The organism is Nocardia sp. NPDC041819 (genome assembly GCF_055590505.1).
The window spans coordinates 217,816-232,501 of record NZ_JBVJAP010000001.1 but is presented as its reverse complement, the minus strand read 5'-3'; the positions used below and the strand labels follow the sequence as shown (position 1 = coordinate 232,501).

Annotated in this window: 15 protein-coding genes; 6 read left to right on the top strand and 9 right to left on the bottom strand. The window is 68.9% G+C overall.

Going from position 1 to position 14,686, the window contains the following annotated elements:
* Window positions 1-65 precede the first annotated feature (65 nt).
* Together ACZ6DL_RS01140 and ACZ6DL_RS01135 are read left to right on the top strand one after the other, a co-directional pair.
* Window positions 66-1,028: a DUF1702 family protein gene (locus ACZ6DL_RS01140; RefSeq protein WP_466048206.1), complete on the top strand. Its 963-nt coding sequence runs from the start codon at window positions 66-68 to the stop codon at window positions 1,026-1,028.
* Between the two features lie 10 nt (window positions 1,029-1,038).
* Window positions 1,039-1,842: an SDR family oxidoreductase gene (locus ACZ6DL_RS01135; RefSeq protein WP_466048204.1), complete on the top strand. Its 804-nt coding sequence runs from the start codon at window positions 1,039-1,041 to the stop codon at window positions 1,840-1,842.
* 67 nt (window positions 1,843-1,909) lie between these two features.
* On the opposite strand, the gene ACZ6DL_RS01130 is transcribed toward ACZ6DL_RS01135, so the two are convergent.
* On the bottom strand, window positions 1,910-2,347 hold the full coding sequence (locus tag ACZ6DL_RS01130) for a DoxX family protein (protein ID WP_466048202.1): 438 nt from the start codon (window positions 2,345-2,347) through the stop codon (window positions 1,910-1,912).
* Window positions 2,348-2,445: 98 nt separating this feature from the next.
* Here ACZ6DL_RS01130 and ACZ6DL_RS01125 point away from each other — a divergent pair, with 98 nt between their 5' ends.
* The 3 genes from ACZ6DL_RS01125 to ACZ6DL_RS01115 all read left to right on the top strand — a co-directional run bounded on the left by ACZ6DL_RS01125 (window position 2,446) and on the right by ACZ6DL_RS01115 (window position 4,381).
* Complete coding sequence (locus ACZ6DL_RS01125; protein ID WP_396979785.1) at window positions 2,446-3,015, top strand: TetR/AcrR family transcriptional regulator; 570 nt, start codon at window positions 2,446-2,448, stop codon at window positions 3,013-3,015.
* Window positions 3,016-3,100: 85 nt separating this feature from the next.
* The gene (locus ACZ6DL_RS01120) at window positions 3,101-3,469 is read left to right on the top strand and encodes a hypothetical protein (RefSeq protein ID WP_466048200.1); all 369 of its coding nucleotides are present in this window, start codon (window positions 3,101-3,103) and stop codon (window positions 3,467-3,469) included.
* 216 nt (window positions 3,470-3,685) lie between these two features.
* Window positions 3,686-4,381, top strand: coding sequence for a hypothetical protein (locus ACZ6DL_RS01115; RefSeq protein ID WP_466048198.1), 696 nt, complete (start codon window positions 3,686-3,688; stop codon window positions 4,379-4,381).
* 34 nt (window positions 4,382-4,415) lie between these two features.
* On the opposite strand, the gene ACZ6DL_RS01110 is transcribed toward ACZ6DL_RS01115, so the two are convergent.
* Together ACZ6DL_RS01110 and ACZ6DL_RS01105 are read right to left on the bottom strand one after the other, a co-directional pair.
* Entirely contained in the window at window positions 4,416-5,693 is a 1,278-nt protein-coding gene (locus ACZ6DL_RS01110; protein WP_466049501.1) for an MFS transporter, read from the bottom strand.
* A gap of 320 nt (window positions 5,694-6,013) precedes the next feature.
* Entirely contained in the window at window positions 6,014-6,601 is a 588-nt protein-coding gene (locus ACZ6DL_RS01105) for a TetR/AcrR family transcriptional regulator (RefSeq protein ID WP_466048196.1), read from the bottom strand.
* 72 nt (window positions 6,602-6,673) lie between these two features.
* Between ACZ6DL_RS01105 and ACZ6DL_RS01100 the strand changes: the two genes are divergently transcribed.
* On the top strand, window positions 6,674-7,393 hold the full coding sequence (locus tag ACZ6DL_RS01100) for an SDR family oxidoreductase (RefSeq protein ID WP_466048194.1): 720 nt from the start codon (window positions 6,674-6,676) through the stop codon (window positions 7,391-7,393).
* A gap of 9 nt (window positions 7,394-7,402) precedes the next feature.
* Here the strand turns inward: ACZ6DL_RS01100 and ACZ6DL_RS01095 are convergent, their stop codons facing one another.
* From ACZ6DL_RS01095 to ACZ6DL_RS01070, 6 genes are all read right to left on the bottom strand, one after another.
* A complete protein-coding gene (locus ACZ6DL_RS01095; RefSeq protein ID WP_466048192.1) occupies window positions 7,403-8,197 on the bottom strand; it encodes a 3-oxoacyl-ACP reductase in 795 nt (264 codons plus the stop codon).
* Window positions 8,194-9,555, bottom strand: a complete 1,362-nt coding sequence (locus ACZ6DL_RS01090; RefSeq protein WP_466048190.1) for an aldehyde dehydrogenase family protein — start codon at window positions 9,553-9,555, stop codon at window positions 8,194-8,196. The genes ACZ6DL_RS01095 and ACZ6DL_RS01090 overlap by 4 nt, the downstream gene beginning before the upstream one ends.
* Window positions 9,552-10,298, bottom strand: coding sequence for a gamma-glutamyl-gamma-aminobutyrate hydrolase family protein (locus ACZ6DL_RS01085; RefSeq protein WP_466048188.1), 747 nt, complete (start codon window positions 10,296-10,298; stop codon window positions 9,552-9,554). Before ACZ6DL_RS01085 ends, ACZ6DL_RS01090 begins: the two co-directional genes overlap by 4 nt.
* Window positions 10,279-11,643 carry a glutamine synthetase family protein gene (locus ACZ6DL_RS01080; protein ID WP_466048186.1) on the bottom strand — a complete coding sequence of 455 codons (1,365 nt, stop codon included), beginning with the start codon at window positions 11,641-11,643 and terminating at the stop codon, window positions 10,279-10,281. Before ACZ6DL_RS01080 ends, ACZ6DL_RS01085 begins: the two co-directional genes overlap by 20 nt.
* Before the next feature lie 140 nt (window positions 11,644-11,783).
* Window positions 11,784-13,172, bottom strand: coding sequence for a lipase family protein (locus ACZ6DL_RS01075; RefSeq protein WP_466048184.1), 1,389 nt, complete (start codon window positions 13,170-13,172; stop codon window positions 11,784-11,786).
* A 165-nt stretch (window positions 13,173-13,337) separates the two neighbouring features.
* Complete coding sequence (locus ACZ6DL_RS01070) at window positions 13,338-14,477, bottom strand: lipase family alpha/beta hydrolase (protein ID WP_466049499.1); 1,140 nt, start codon at window positions 14,475-14,477, stop codon at window positions 13,338-13,340.
* Window positions 14,478-14,686 lie beyond the last annotated feature (209 nt).

Here is a 14,686-nt window from a genome sequence, read left to right as displayed (position 1 = left end):
GTGCGTCGCCCACACGGCGCTCCCGCACCGGGCCCAAGACTCCTCCCCGACGATTGGAGAACTCCATGCCCTCGCCGTTGGGTCCGCTGCGCGCGGCCCTCTTCGTCCCCAGTCCGGCCAGTGTCCGCATGGTGCTCAGCGGATTCGAGCAGCCCGACCAGCACACCGCGCTGGAACTCGAGCAGGTGACCATGCACCTGGTCGGCGGCATCGATTCCGCGGTCCGCAGCTCGGACAACGACGAACTGATCGCCGCGCTGCTCCAGGTGCCGCCGAAGTACCGCGGGTTCGCCTACGAAGGCGCGGCGGTCGGCCTCACCGCGATCGACTCGCTGTCGCCCGGTCGGCGCGCCGCCGATCTGATCGACGGCCCGGCCGCTGATTACGCCCTGACCATGTACGTGGGTGTCGGCCTCGCGATGGCGAAGATCCCGAAGCTCCGCTGGAAGAAGCTGTTTCCGCAGCACCCGCTGTTCCGCTGGCTGGCCATCGACGGGTACGGCTTCTACAAGGCGTTCTTTCAAATGCAGCGCTATGTGCGGGACAAGCACGTCGAGACCCGCTACCCCGGCTGGCTCGGTGACCGGGACAACCTGAAGCGCATCGCCGATCAGGGCATGGGCCGCGCGCTGTGGTTCATCGGCGGCGGCAATCCGGCCGGTGTGGTGCGCCTGATCGGCGAGTTCGACCCGAAGCGGCACGCCGATCTGTGGAGCGGCGTCGGCATCGCCGTCACGTTCGCGGGCGGCGTGCAACCGGCTGCCATGGAGGAACTCTGGGATGTGGCCGGTGAGTTCCGGCCACAGCTGTCACTGGGCTCGGCCATGGTCGCGCGCATCCGGCAGCAGACCAACAGCGTCAACGAGCACAGCGAGGCGGCGGCGCAGGTCTTCTGCGGGACCAGCGTCGCGAAGACCGACGCGCTGATCGAGAGTTCGCTCGACGACCTGCCCGACGACGGCACCTCCGGCACCTACCTGCTGTGGCGGGATCGGATCGCCGATATCGTCACCGCGAGCCGAGCCTGAGGGTCACGGGATGGCACGGGTCAGGGACTGGGTCGGTAAGCACGTCATCGTCACCGGCGGATCGGAAGGGATCGGCGCCGCGGTGGCGGAGGTCTTCGCGCGGCGTGGCGCGCAGGTCTCGATCATCGCGCGCCGGAAGCTTCCGCTGCGCGACACCGCGAAACGCTTGGGTGCGGACCGGGCCGCCGCGGACGTGACCCGTCCGGACCAACTCGATTCGGCCATCACGGAATTGGAGCAGCGCAACGGGCCATGCGACGTCATCGCCTGCTGCGCGGGACTCACACTGCCCGGACGATTCCTCGAAGTGGACGCCGGCGAGTTCGAGGTGCAGATGTCGGCCAACTACCTCGGCGCGGTGCACGCGGTGCGCCGGGTGCTGCCGGGGATGGTGCAGCGGGGCGGCGGGAAGATCCTGCTGGTCAGCTCGACTTCGGCGTTTCTCGGGATCACCGGCTACACCGGTTATGGACCCACCAAGGCGAGTATCCGGCAGCTGGCGTTGTGCCTGCGCTACGAGGTCGAGCCGAAGGGCGTGGACGTCACGGTGATCTATCCGGCCGACACCGACACGCCGGGGCTGGCGATGGAGAACCAGCGAAAGCCGGTGGAGACCAAGGCGATCACCGGGTCGATCGAGCCGATGTCGGCCCAACGGGTCGCCGAGGCCGCGGTGCGGGGAATGGAACGCGGGCATCACCACATCGCCCTCGACCCTTTGACGCGGTTCTTCCTGGCCTGGGCGAACCTGCCCGAGGATCTGGCGCGGCCGTTCATGCGCCGCACCATCGCGAAGGCGCTGCGCGGCAACTGAACCCCCACCACGCGAGAGACCCGCTCGCACATCGAATCCGGATGTGTGAGCAGGTCTTTCGCCATGTTCACCCGATGATGACGACCACGCAGGCCGCGATGAAGAGCACCTGAACCAGACCCCGCAGCGGCAGCGGCATGGTCTTGATGCCCAGTTCCGCGCGAGCGGCGCGGATGTTCGCGGGGAACAGGGCCAGCAGCAGGGCGATCAGGCAGGCCGCGGCCAGGTCGGCGGTGGCCGGGATCAGCACGCCGACCGCGCCCGCCAATTCCAGGATGCCGGTCAGCGTCACCAGCGCGGGCGCGTTCGGCAGCCTCGGCGGCACCATGGCGATCAGGGCGTCGCGGCGCGGCTGGAGGAAGTGCGCGCTCGCCGTGAGGACGAGCATCGCGGCCAAGCCGAGCGCGGTCGCGTGCGCCCACGAATCGAGCCAGCCGTTGCCGGTCAGCCTGCCGATGAGCCGGGCGAGTGCGGTGACGGCGACGAGGACAACCAGCGGGGCCATCGGATCTCCTGTGCATCGAGAGCAAATCTTGACAGTGGAAAGATTAGGCTCGCCGCCGCAAACTTGTCAATGTCTAGATGATCGGTCACCATCGAGGGATGGCGAAGGACGGCTACCACCACGGAGATCTTCGCGCGGCGCTGCTGACCGCGGCCGCCGAGCGGATCGCCGCCGACGGCGTGGACGCGCTCTCGCTGCGCAACCTGGCCCGGCACGCGGGCGTCTCACACGCCGCGCCCGCCCACCACTTCGGCGATCGAGCCGGTCTGCTCACCGCGTTGGCCACCGAGGGTTTCGAGTTGCTGGCCGAACAGCTCGCGCGAGCAGGCGAGGACTTCCGCGAGGTCGCGGTGGCATACATCCGCTTCGCGCGCGAGCACCCCGGGCACTTCGACGTGATGTTCCGGCACAGCCTCTTGCACGCGGAGGACGCGGCGTTGCGCGCCGCGCGCGAACGGTCCGCGCTGCCGCTGCGCTCCGGCGTCGCGGACCTCCAACCGGGTCACCGTCACGACCGGCAGCAGGCGACCCAACTCGCCGCATGGTCGCTGGTGCACGGCTTCGCTTCGCTGTGGCGCGAAGGGGCACTGCATAATTCATCACTGGCCGCCGATTCCGATCCGGAGGCCCTGGCCCGCAAGATGTTGTCGACTATCCGGTTCGACTGACCGGAAACCGGCTTGCGCCGAGCCGCCACCGTGCTATCCAGAGACCCGGAAGGAGCAGGCGGCCACTCCCAGCTGCCATCGACACATGGACATCCACGCCTACCCGACCGAGGCGACCACACCGGTGGACCTGACCGAAGCGCACCGGATCGCCGACCACCACTTGGCCAACGGCGACTATGCCGATCGCGGAATCAGCTACCACCTGACCGAGTTCGACACCTGCTTCGTCGCCGTCGCCACCTTCCCCCGCGCGCCGCAGGCCGATCCGGCCAGCCCGCCGGTGATCGTCGGCGGTTCGGTCTGCGTCATCGACAAGCCCACCGGCGCGGTCTCCTACTGGCCGACCTACCCGGCCGATCTGGTGGCCGACCAGTACGCGACCGCGCTGCGAGACGGTCGCCTGGTCATCGAGGACGACTGGCCCGCGGATGACGACGAGTCATTCACGTGACCGAGTCGTCCCTGCCGTGCGGGCGGCATCCCGTACCGCTCCCCGACCCGGGGCAGGGCGCCGCGAGTCGCTGCCGCATCAGCCTGTCCGCGAGCCGGAACCATTGTCCCCATTGACAATTGATTCCGGTCGGACAACCATGATCAGCGGCCCGGGCCTGCACCGGGCAAGCGTCAGGCATTCGGAACCGAGTAGCCACAGGAGGCGGGTTTCTCCATGGGGGACGACGATCCCGACGAGAATGCGCGCGAGACAGACCCGCCTCGGCAGCAGGACTCCACCGAGCGCAAGAGTTGGATCCGTCGCCACTCCGGGACGATTCTCACCACGCTGCTGTTCCCGATCGTCTCCGGTTTGATCGTTCTGGCCGTGGAGAAGTTCACCGACGAGGGCGAAGACAAGGATTCCGCCGCGCGAGCCTCGACCTCGGCTCAGCAGACCACGCGCGGTGACAGCTCGAAGGACCACTCGCCCCCTTCCTCCGGACCGGCGGCCTCGGCAACCGCGTCGGCCGACGAGGTCCGCTGGTCCGGCACGATCAACCTGACCTACCTAGATCTGGACTCCGTCCCGCCTCGCGTCCTGTCGAGCAACAGCGGCGCCAGCGCCTGGGTCAGCTACGACTGGGAGTCCGTCGGTAAATTCTCCGACGCCACCCTTTACGGACTCGGCGGCGGATTCTTCACGACGAAACCCACCCTCGCCCTGTGGACCACCTCGGGCCAACCCACCCGGAAACAGTGCTCGGAGCTCATCTCCACCCGGGGTGTGGAAACACTACCGGTCACCAAGGACAGCGCCTACTGCGTCACAACCGCCGCGGGCCGCACCGCCTTCATCACCGGAGTGGCCCTCGACAACGCGGTCCACGCCTACACAGCCTCGGTCACCGTCTGGTCCGCCACCCAGTAGCCGTTCGTCGGCGTGCCGGTTCCGCGGAAGTGGCTCAGTACGCGGGCTGGGCGGGGAGATCCGGGTCGGGGGTTGGTTCGCCCGCGTCGGGGACCTCGGTGCCGCGTAGTGAGGTGCCCGCGGTTTCACGCAGATAGTTCCAGGCGACCAGGCCGATCAGGGAGGCGCCGACCATGTAGAGGGCGGGGAACAGCGTCCAGCCGGTTGCCTCGATGACGGCCTCGTTGATCAGTGGGGCGGTGCCGCCGAAGACCGCGGTGGAGACGTTGTAGGCCAGCGCGAAACCCGCGTACCGGACATGGGTCGGGAAGATCGCGGGGAAGGTGGAGCTGATGGTGGACAACTGCGGCACGTACAGCAGTCCGAGCACGATGAAGCCGATGATGGCCCACGCGGTGCCCTGCCCCATCAGCCAGTACATCGGCACCGCGAGCACGGCCAGACCCAGCAGGGAGAACAACCACATCGGGCGGCGGCCGACACTGTCGGACAGCCTGCCGAAGAACGGCAGCACCACCATCATCACCACCTGTCCGAGCAGCATCATCGCGGTGGTGGCCGACTCCCCCATACCGATCGTGTTCTGCAGATAGGTGGGCTGGTAGGTGAGCAGCGTGTAGTTCACCACGTTCAGCGCGACCACCAATCCGCCCAGCGTGAGCGTCTCGCGCCGGTAGGTGGTCAGCACTTCGCGCAGGCCACCGGCCGGATGCTGGTGCTCGGCGACTTCGGTGAACACCGGGCTCTCCTCCAGCTTGGCACGCAGGTACCAGCCGGTCAGGCCGAGCGGGATGGCGATCAGGAACGGGATGCGCCAGCCCCATTCGTGCATGGTGTCCGAACCGAGCGCGAGCTGGAAGGCCAGCACGGTCGCCGAACCTCCGACGAAGCCCGCCAGCGTGCCGAACTCGAGGAAACTGCCGAGGAAACCGCGTTTGCGGTCGGTCGCGCATTCGGCGAGATACGTAGCGGCGCCACCGTATTCGCCACCGGTCGAGAAGCCCTGCACCACGCGCAGCAGGATGAGCAGAACCGGGGCCAGCACACCGACGGACGCGTGGGTGGGCAGCACGCCGATGGCTCCGGTGGCGGCGGCCATGAGCAGGATCGTGGTGGCCAGCACGGCTTTGCGGCCGATCCGGTCACCGAGCGGTCCCCACACCATGCCGCCGAGCGGCCGCAGGACGAACGAGATGGCGAAGCCGAGCATGGTGCCGAGCGTGCCCAATTCCCCAGGGAAGAAGGCGTCGGTCAGGTAGGTCGCGGTGGCAGCGTAGACGCCGTAGTCGAACCATTCCGTCGCATTGCCCATGGCGGAGGCCGCCACGGAACGCCGCAGCGGGAAACTCTCCGATGTCCGGTCGGTCACGTGCACGTCCTCTCCAGTCCGTCCACGGACCTCGGTTCGTTCCACCTCGGGCTATGAGAACCGAAGGTGTGGCACGAAACAGACCGTTACCCAGGATCAACCCCCGGCAAACAGTCCCGGACCCGGGAAACACACCGAAGCGGTGGCGCTGACCTGCGCCTAAGCCGCCAATTGTGATGTCGGTCACAGTAACTCGCAGCGCCCGTGGCTATCGGCCCGGCCTCGTGGCCGACCCACCGGCCGCCCACCGATCAGCGGCGCAATCACCCCCGGCCGAGCATGGCGGCGATAGCACCCGCGACTTCACGCGCCAGCGCACCGTCGACCGGAGCGTGCCGGCTCAACAGCCGATACCACATGGCTCCGAACGCGAAATCCACCACAAGATCCAACGGCACCACCTCGGTGAACTCCCCGTTGTCCACACCCCTTCGCAGCAGCGTACGCAGCGTGGCACGCCGTGGCCCGATCACGGCCTCCTGCAATCGCTTCGAGAGCACGGGATCACGCTGCGCATCGGCCATCAGACCGACCAGCGCCTGCCCCGTCAGCTCGCGGGCGAGTTCGTAGGTCGCGGTGAGCAGACTTTCGACCTCCCCGAGCACGTCGGCGGACTCGGCGCGCACCAGCAACGCCGGGTTCTCCTCGGCGAGCCCGACGAGCGCCTCCATGAGTACCGAGGCCTTGTCCGGCCACCAGCGATACACCGTCTGCCTGCCCGCGCCCGCCGCGTCGGCGATCGCCTTGATCGTCAGGTCCTGATAGCCGTCGCGTGCGCACAGTTCCAGGGCGGCACGCAGGATCGCGCGCCTGGCGTCCTCACTGCGCGGACGCCCGCGGGTTCCGGTCATGCCGACACTTTACAAGACACCGTGCCTCGATTATATTTCGAGACACAGAGCTTCGAAATTCAGGAGGATGTTGTGCGCAACCGAGTCGTCATCGTCGGCGGAACGTCGGGCATCGGCCTGGCCGCGGCGCGCAGGCTCGCGGCCGGAGGGCACGACGTGGTCATCGCGGGTCGCGAGGCGGGCAGGCTCGAGGCCGCGCTCGCCGAACTCGGCGAGAACGTCACCGGCCGGACCGTCGACGCGCGTGACGAGGCCGAACTGGCCCGGTTCTTCACCGAACTCGGGCCGATCGACCATGTGGTGGTCACCGTGACCGGACCGTCGGGCACGACGCCGTTCCGCGAACTCGCACTCGACCATCTGCGCGGGCACGTCGAGGGCAAACTCCTCGCGCACACCGCCGTGGTGCAGGCGGCGCTGCCCCATCTGGCGCAGCGCGGTTCTGTCACGCTGGTGTCGGCGGCATCGGCGGGCGGCTCGATGCCGACCACAGCGGCGCTGGCCGCGGTGAATTCGGCGGTGGAAGCGATGGTTCCGGTGCTGGCCGTCGAACTGGCGCCCCTGCGTGTGAACGCGGTCTCCCCCGGCGTGGTCGACACCGAATGGTGGAGCTTCCTGCCCGACGGGGCGCGCGCCGAGGTCTTCGACTCGATCGCCGCGGCCACACCGGTCGGGCGCGTCGGCACCGCCGACGACGTGGCACAGGCGATCGAATTCCTGGTGGGGAATTCGTTCACCACCGGAATCGTGCTGCGCGTCGACGGCGGCGCGCGCTTGGGAGCGCCGAAATAGGCCCCGGTCCTACAGCGGCGTCACGTACGCGCCCGCGATGCCGCCGTCGACCAGGAACTGCGACGCGGTGATGAAGGAGGAATCGTCGCTGGCCAGGAAGGCGACGGCGGCGGCGATCTCCTCCGGTTCGGCGAACCGGCCGAGCGGAACGTGTACCAGACGCCGTGCGGCGCGCTCGGGGTCCTTGGCGAACAACTCCTGGAGAAGAGGGGTGTTCACCGGTCCCGGGCACAGCGCGTTCACCCGGATGCCGTTGCGGGCGAACTGCACTCCCAGTTCCCGGCTCATCGCCAGCACGCCGCCCTTGGAGGCGGTGTAGGAGATCTGTGAGGTCGCCGCGCCCATCACCGCGACGAAGGAGGCGGTGTTGATCACCGAGCCCCTGCCGCGCTCGAGCATGTGCCCGATGGCGTACTTGCTGCACAGATACACGGAGGTCAGGTTGACCTCCTGGACGCGCCGCCACGCGTCGATGCCGGTGGTCAGGATCGAATCGTCCTCCGGCGGGGAGATGCCCGCGTTGTTGAACGCGATGTCCAACCCGCCGTAGGTGTCGACCGCGGTCTGGAACAGCGCCTCGACCTGCGCTTCCTCGGTGACGTCCACCTGGACGTACCGCCCGCCGACCTCCTCGGCGGCCGCTTCGCCGCTCCCGGCGTCGATATCCGCGACCACGACCTTCGCGCCCTCCGCCGCGAAACGACGGACCGTGGCCAGACCGATACCGCTCCCGCCGCCGGTGACGACGGCGACTCGATCCTGTAAGCGCTGCAACGTATCTCCTGTCGGATGGGCGGGTGTCACTGCGTGGCGAGGAACACGTTCTTGGTCTCGGTGAAGGCCAGCGCCGCGTCCGGGCCGAGTTCGCGCCCGAGCCCGGACTGCTTGAAACCGCCGAACGGCGTCCAATACCGCACGGAAGAATGCGAATTCACCGACAGGTTGCCCGCCTCCACACCGCGGGCCACGCGCAGCGCCCGGCCGACGTCCCGGGTCCAGATCGAGCCGGACAAGCCGTAATTCGTATCGTTGGCGATGCGCAGCGCGTCGGCCTCGTCCTCGAACGGGAGCACCGCGACCACCGGGCCGAACACCTCCTCGGTGAGCACCCGGTCGGTCGCGGCCCCGGGCAGCACCACGGTCGGTGGATACCAGAATCCCGGTCCCTCGGGCGCGCTGCCGGTGAACGCGACTTCGGTGGACGGCTGCACGAACGCGGCGACGCGCTCGCGGTGCGCGGCCGAGATGAGCGGTCCCATCTCGGTGGACTCGTCGGACGGGTCACCGACCCGCACACCGCGCACCGCGGGTTCCAGCAGTTCGAGGAAGCGATCGAACACGCTGCGCTGCACCAGGATGCGGGATCGGGCACAACAGTCCTGCCCGGCGTTGTCGAAGACGCCGTACGGCGCGGTCGCCGCCGCCTGCTCCAGATCGGCGTCGGCGAAGACGATGTTCGCGCTCTTGCCGCCCAATTCGAGCGTCACCCGCTTCACCTGCCGCGCGCAGCCCGCCATGATCTGCGTGCCCACCTCGGTGGAGCCGGTGAACACCACCTTGCGGACGGCCGGGTGGGTGACGAAGCGCTGCCCCACCACCGACCCCTTGCCGGGCAGTACCTGGAACACGCCATCGGGCAGGCCCGCCTCGAGCGCGAGTTCGCCGAGCCGCAGGGCGGTCAGCGGCGTGACCTCGGCGGGTTTCAGTACGACGGTGTTGCCCGCGGCGAGCGCGGGCGCGAAGCCCCACGCCGCGATCGGCATCGGGAAGTTCCACGGCACGATCACCCCGACGACGCCGAGCGGTTCGTGGAAGGTGATGTCGACCCCGCCCGCCACCGGAATCTGGTTTCCCAGCAGACGTTCCGGCATCCCGGCCGCGTAGTGCAGGACATCGCGGACGTTGCCCGCTTCCCATCGCGCGTTGCCGATGGTGTGCCCGGAATTGACCACCTCGAGCCCGGCGAGGTGCTCCAGATCCGACTCGACCACCTCGGCGAACCGGCGCAGCAATCGCGCCCGGTCCCCCGGCGCCACCTCCCGCCACGCGGTCGCGGCGCGCTGGGCGCGGGCGATGGCGGCGTCGGTCTCCGCTTCCCCGGCGAGTTCCACGGTGGTGACCACCTGCTCGGTCGCCGGGTTGACCACCTGCGCTGTCGTCACCGGTCGCGCTCCCTTCCATAGGTCTCCGCCGCTACCACCAGTGCCCGAACCAACCGGCGATCGGTGACGTCGGCCTCCGGGTGCCACTGCACACCGACCAGGAACGCCCCGTCGGTGGATTCCACGGCCTCGATCGTGCCGTCGGCGGCGTACGCGGTGGCGGTCAGGCCCTCGGCCAGCCGGTCGACGGCCTGGTGATGGTGGCAGTGCACCTTCAGCTCCGGACCGGCCAGGCGGGCGACGCGGCTGCCCGCGATCGTCAGCACCCGGGTGGCGGTGAACCCGCCCTCGACGCCGGAGTGCTCCTCGTGACCGACGACATCGGGCAGATGCGGGATCAACGTGCCGCCGAGCGCGACATTCGCCAGTTGCAGGCCGCGGCACACCGCGAGAATCGGCAGGCCCGCGGCCCTGGCCAGCTCGAACAGCCCGAACTCCGACTCGTCGCGGTCGGGCCTGGTGTAGCCGGGGATCCCCGCCGAAGAGACACCGTAGCGAGCGGGATCCACGTCCGCGCCGCCGGTCAGCACCAATCCGTCGAGCCGCCGCACCAGCTCGGGACGCGCGACGCCCGCGGGCGGCAGCAACACCGGGATGCCGCCCGCTGCCGCCACCATCTCGACGTAGGCGTGCGGCAGGACCGCGCTCGGCAGATCCCACGCGTTGAACCGGGTCCGCTCCACATAGGTGGGCAGGCCGATCACGGGACGGGCTCCCGCGACCTCAGAGTCGTTCGAAACCACGGATACGCTCCCAGTCGGTGACCGCGGCGTCGTAGGCGTCCAGCTCGACCCGCGCCGCGTTGCGGTAGTGCTCCACTACATCATCACCGAAGGCCGCGCGGGCCACCGTGCTGCCGGAGAACAGCTGGGCCGCTTCGCGCAGCGTCCGCGGCACCCGGGGGCGTTCGGAGTGGTAGGCGTTGCCGCGGAACTCCGGCTCCAGCGGCAGCCGGCGATCGATGCCGTGCAGTCCCGCCGCGATCAGGGCGGCCACCGCCAGGTACGGGTTCACGTCGCCGCCGGGCACCCGGTTCTCGAACCGCAGCGAATGGTCCTCGCCCACCACGCGGATGGCACAGGTGCGGTTGTCCCGCCCCCACGCGATCGCGGTGGGCGCGAAGCTACCGGCGGCGAACCGCTTGTAGGAGTTGATGTTCGGCGCCAGCAGGTAGGTGAACTCACGCAGGCAGTCCAGCTGGCCCGCGATGAAATGCCGCATCAGCGGCGACATGCCCTCCGCCCCGTCACCCGCGAACACCGGCTTGCCCGCGTCGTCGCGCAGGCTGAGGTGGATGTGACAGGAATTGCCCTCGCGCTCATTGTATTTCGCCATGAACGTCAAGCTGCGCCGCTCCTGGGCCGCGATCTCCTTCGCGCCGGTCTTGTAGATGCTGTGGTTGTCGCAGGTGGCCAGGGCTTCGTCGAATCGGAACGCGATCTCGTGCTGGCCGGGGTTGCATTCGCCCTTGGCCGACTCGACATACATTCCGGCGCCGTCCATCTCCTTACGGATGCGGCGCAGCAACGGCTCGATCCGCCCGGTGCCCAGCATCGAGTAGTCCACGTTGTACTGGTTGGCCGGCGTCAGCCCGCGATACCCGGCGTTCCAGGCCGCCTCGTAGCTGTCGTCGAAGACCAGGAACTCGAGTTCGGTCCCGACGAACGCGTGCAGGCCGCGCTCGGCCAGCCGGTCCAGCTGATTGCGCAGCACCTGCCGCGGCGAGGCGGGCACGGGCCGTCCCTGCGGCACCACGTGCTCGACGTCGCACAGCACCAGCGCCGTGCCCGGCCACCACGGCGTCGTCCGCAGCGTCCGCAGATCCGGTCGCAGCACGACGTCCCCGTACCCCGTCTCCCAGGACGACAGCGCGTAACCGTCGACCGTCGTCATGTCGACGTCCACCGCGAGCAGGTAGCCGCACGCCTCGGTGGCGTGCTCGACCACCTCGTCCAGGAAATAACGTGCCGCGCAGCGCTTTCCTTGCAATCGCCCCTGCATATCGGTCATGGCGACCAGCACCGTGTCGATCTCGCCGGTGTCGACCCGGTCCCGCAATTGCGCCACACTCAGCATCCCGCTACGCATCCACGACCCCTCTCGGCACCAACCGTGCTCACGCTAGAGCAAAACGGACACCTTTGTGAGGCGACACCCGAATCTCGTCCGCACGGCGTGCCGGTGCGGGATCAGGCCAGCTCAGCGGCACTCGCCGGCGCGAGCAGAGGTCAGGACAACGGATTGCGGAGGGCGGCGGGGAGGACGGACGGGCGACGCGGTCGGGGGCGCGCCATCACCGGCGGGCGCGCTCCACGGATCGGCCGTCCCAGCCACATGCGGGCGAGCACGGCCGCGAAACTCAGGTGACCGCTCAGCGCCGGACCGGCGAAGGCGAGCGACCACCGGGTCCACGTACCGGCCGCGGGCAACTCGCGGCCGGTGAAGCGGCCGGCGAGCCAGTCGACCATCACCGGCAGCGCCAGGAACTGCAACAACAGATGGGTGCTGAGCCGATCGCGAAGGTAGCGCACGTGGACCCCCGCTTCGACGTAGCGCGCGACGTGGCCGTCGACGTCGGCGGCCGCGATCACCTCGTCGTGCACGCCTTGCAGCACGAGCATGGGCATCACGGGCGCCCGGCGGCCGGGGTGGATGTCGTCGAGGATCCGCCGCACCCCGTCCTGCTCGATCATGGCGGCGAGCCCCGCGCCACTGTGTTTGTCGATGTCGCGCCGGGCGAAGCGATACAGCAGTGGGAACGTCGCGGTGGTCTCGGTCTCGGCCAGCCAGCCCAGATACCGCGCGTCCAGGTGGGCGCGCAGCATGCGGTCCAATTCGGGGTACCCGCGGCGCAGTCCGGCGGTGAAGACGGCCGCGAATCCCGCGAAGAGTGTGCCGTTGAGCCGGACGAACGCGGCCGCCGGATCACCCACCGGCGATCCGGCCACCGCGCCGACGACATTCAACTCGGGCGCGTACTCGGCGGCCGTCTCCGCGGCCCAGGCGGTGGCCAATCCCCCGCCCGAATATCCCCACAGCGCAATGGGTGTAGCCGGATCCAGACCCAACGGCAGGAAGGAGAGGGCGGCGCGGACCGCGTCCAGCGCGCGATATCCCGGCTCCCTGGCCACCCCGAACCGGCCGGCCGTTCCGCCGTGATCCGGAACCGACACCGCCCAGCCCCGCGCCAGGGCGCTGACGATCAGCGGCAGCTCGAGCTGCGGAATCGAACCGACCGCCCGTGCTCCGCGCCGAAGCGAATACGAGGGCAGGCATTTCGAGGCGACCGCGTCGATCGCGCACTGGAAGGAGACCAGCGGGCGCGGCTCGGCCGGATCCGCGCCCCACGGCAGCAGCACCGTGGTCACCGCGACCTCCGGCACACCATGCAAGTCACAGGTGCGATAGAGCAACTGCCAAGCCGAGATACGCTGCGGCACAAGACCGAAGAATCCGATCTCCACCGCGCGCGTGCGGACGATCGCGCCGGGGCGCAAGGGCCCGACCGCGGGCGGTGGGACGTAGAACGGATCGTCTTCGGGCAACATCGGCCCATCCGAGAACGCCGCGGGCTCCGGCGGCACCGGGCCGCCGTCCCATTCGAGCTCCACACTCATCCGGTATTCCTTTCCGACGGCACGGCCGTGATCGCGGGCGCCGCCGTGCGACGACAGCGGGGTGGCCCGTATTCCACCCAACCAATGCGGCGGCCGGAAAAGAATTGGCTCGCACGCCAATCCGAGCGCTCACGAATTCTCGCGCCGATGCAGTGACAGCGTGGCTCACAAGCTGCCGTTGCCGCCGATCATCCACGGGTTGAAGGTGCATTCCAGCGACGGGTGCGCGACCGGATCCAGCGCGTGCAGCACGATCGAGGCCGCCCGCGGGGAATACATCATCGTCAGGTGGTCGGACATATCCTGCTCGCACCCGTCTTGCAGTGTGACGTTGTCCACCGTCGCGTCCGGACCGGCCTGCAGGAATGTCCATTGATAAGGGTTGGTGACCTCGTCGTGCCGGGAGCCGATCGCCGTGTACGCGACGCCGGGCACGGTGTCGCCCTGCGCGTTCAGGCCGACGTAGAACGACGAGCCCACCGCCTGCTGGATATTGGCGATGCCGACCAGCGGCTCGTAGAACCCGAGGATATCGACGCCCAGGTTGTTGATGATCCGGCCCAGTGTCGCCATGCCCATGAGGGAGGTGCCGTGGTGGGTGGCGCCCAGGCTCACCAGCTTGCCCACTTTGCCCTGCCCGCCTTCGAATTTCAGATAGTGGTTGGCGACCGTTCCGCCCTGGGAATGCCCGACGATGTCGACGGCCTGTGCGCCGGTCGCGCCCAGCACACGATCGATGAAGTCCCGCAATTGCGCCGCCGAATCCTCCATCCGCCCCACACCGAAGCGCCCGGGCAGCACCGGTCCGAGGCCGCCGCCCTGCATCAGGCCGGATCGCCCGAAGTTGAAGGCGAACACGCAGAATCCGGCGCGCGCCAGCCGCGGCGACAGGGAGGCGAAGGTGTCGTAGGCGTTCAGCCAGGTGCCGTGCAGCAACACCACCGGCCGCGGGTGCTCGGCGGACGGCGCGCAGTTCCAGCGGTTGGCGCCGGGCGGAGCCGCGTCGGGATGAGTCAGCCCGTAGCCGAAAGCGGCCAGATACGCCGACAGCTCCGGGCCTTCGCCGGACGCGTCGGACGCGACGCTGGTCGCCCATCCCGACGAACTGCCCGCGTCCACGATCGCGCGGGGCTGCCTGCCGTCCGGGGCGGGGTTCAGGCCCGCGCTGATGTAATCGGCGAGGGCCTGCTGGGTCGGTTCGATCTCCTCTTGTGCGTGCGCGATCCCGCCGCCGAGCGCGGTCGCCATTGTCACCCCTGCGATCACCGCGGCCCCGAGAATCGCCTGCCGAGCGTTGTGCATCATTGCCAACATCGAGTTCACTTCCATTCGCACCGAACGAACGCGACTCGGCGGTGCGTCGAGCACCGCCTCCGAATGTATCCCGCGCCACATTCGGAGGGAGATGTGATCGGGGCCATATTCATGAGCCGCTTTTCGAATGTAGGGCGCTCTCCGGGCCGGTGTCACTGCACCTCGAGGAGAACATTCCATCCGGAATATTGGCGCGCGAG

Coding starts and splice junctions, on each gene's coding strand:
- ACZ6DL_RS01070 (WP_466049499.1), bottom strand. CDS start 14,477: ATGATGCACAACGCTCGGCAGGCGATTCTCGGGGCCGCGGTGATCGCA.
- ACZ6DL_RS01105 (WP_466048196.1), bottom strand. CDS start 6,601: ATGACCGGAACCCGCGGGCGTCCGCGCAGTGAGGACGCCAGGCGCGCG.
- ACZ6DL_RS01140 (WP_466048206.1), top strand. CDS start 66: ATGCCCTCGCCGTTGGGTCCGCTGCGCGCGGCCCTCTTCGTCCCCAGT.
- ACZ6DL_RS01075 (WP_466048184.1), bottom strand. CDS start 13,172: ATGAGTGTGGAGCTCGAATGGGACGGCGGCCCGGTGCCGCCGGAGCCC.
- ACZ6DL_RS01080 (WP_466048186.1), bottom strand. CDS start 11,643: ATGCGTAGCGGGATGCTGAGTGTGGCGCAATTGCGGGACCGGGTCGAC.
- ACZ6DL_RS01120 (WP_466048200.1), top strand. CDS start 3,101: ATGGACATCCACGCCTACCCGACCGAGGCGACCACACCGGTGGACCTG.
- ACZ6DL_RS01130 (WP_466048202.1), bottom strand. CDS start 2,347: ATGGCCCCGCTGGTTGTCCTCGTCGCCGTCACCGCACTCGCCCGGCTC.
- ACZ6DL_RS01125 (WP_396979785.1), top strand. CDS start 2,446: ATGGCGAAGGACGGCTACCACCACGGAGATCTTCGCGCGGCGCTGCTG.
- ACZ6DL_RS01110 (WP_466049501.1), bottom strand. CDS start 5,693: ATGGGCAATGCGACGGAATGGTTCGACTACGGCGTCTACGCTGCCACC.
- ACZ6DL_RS01135 (WP_466048204.1), top strand. CDS start 1,039: ATGGCACGGGTCAGGGACTGGGTCGGTAAGCACGTCATCGTCACCGGC.
- ACZ6DL_RS01115 (WP_466048198.1), top strand. CDS start 3,686: ATGGGGGACGACGATCCCGACGAGAATGCGCGCGAGACAGACCCGCCT.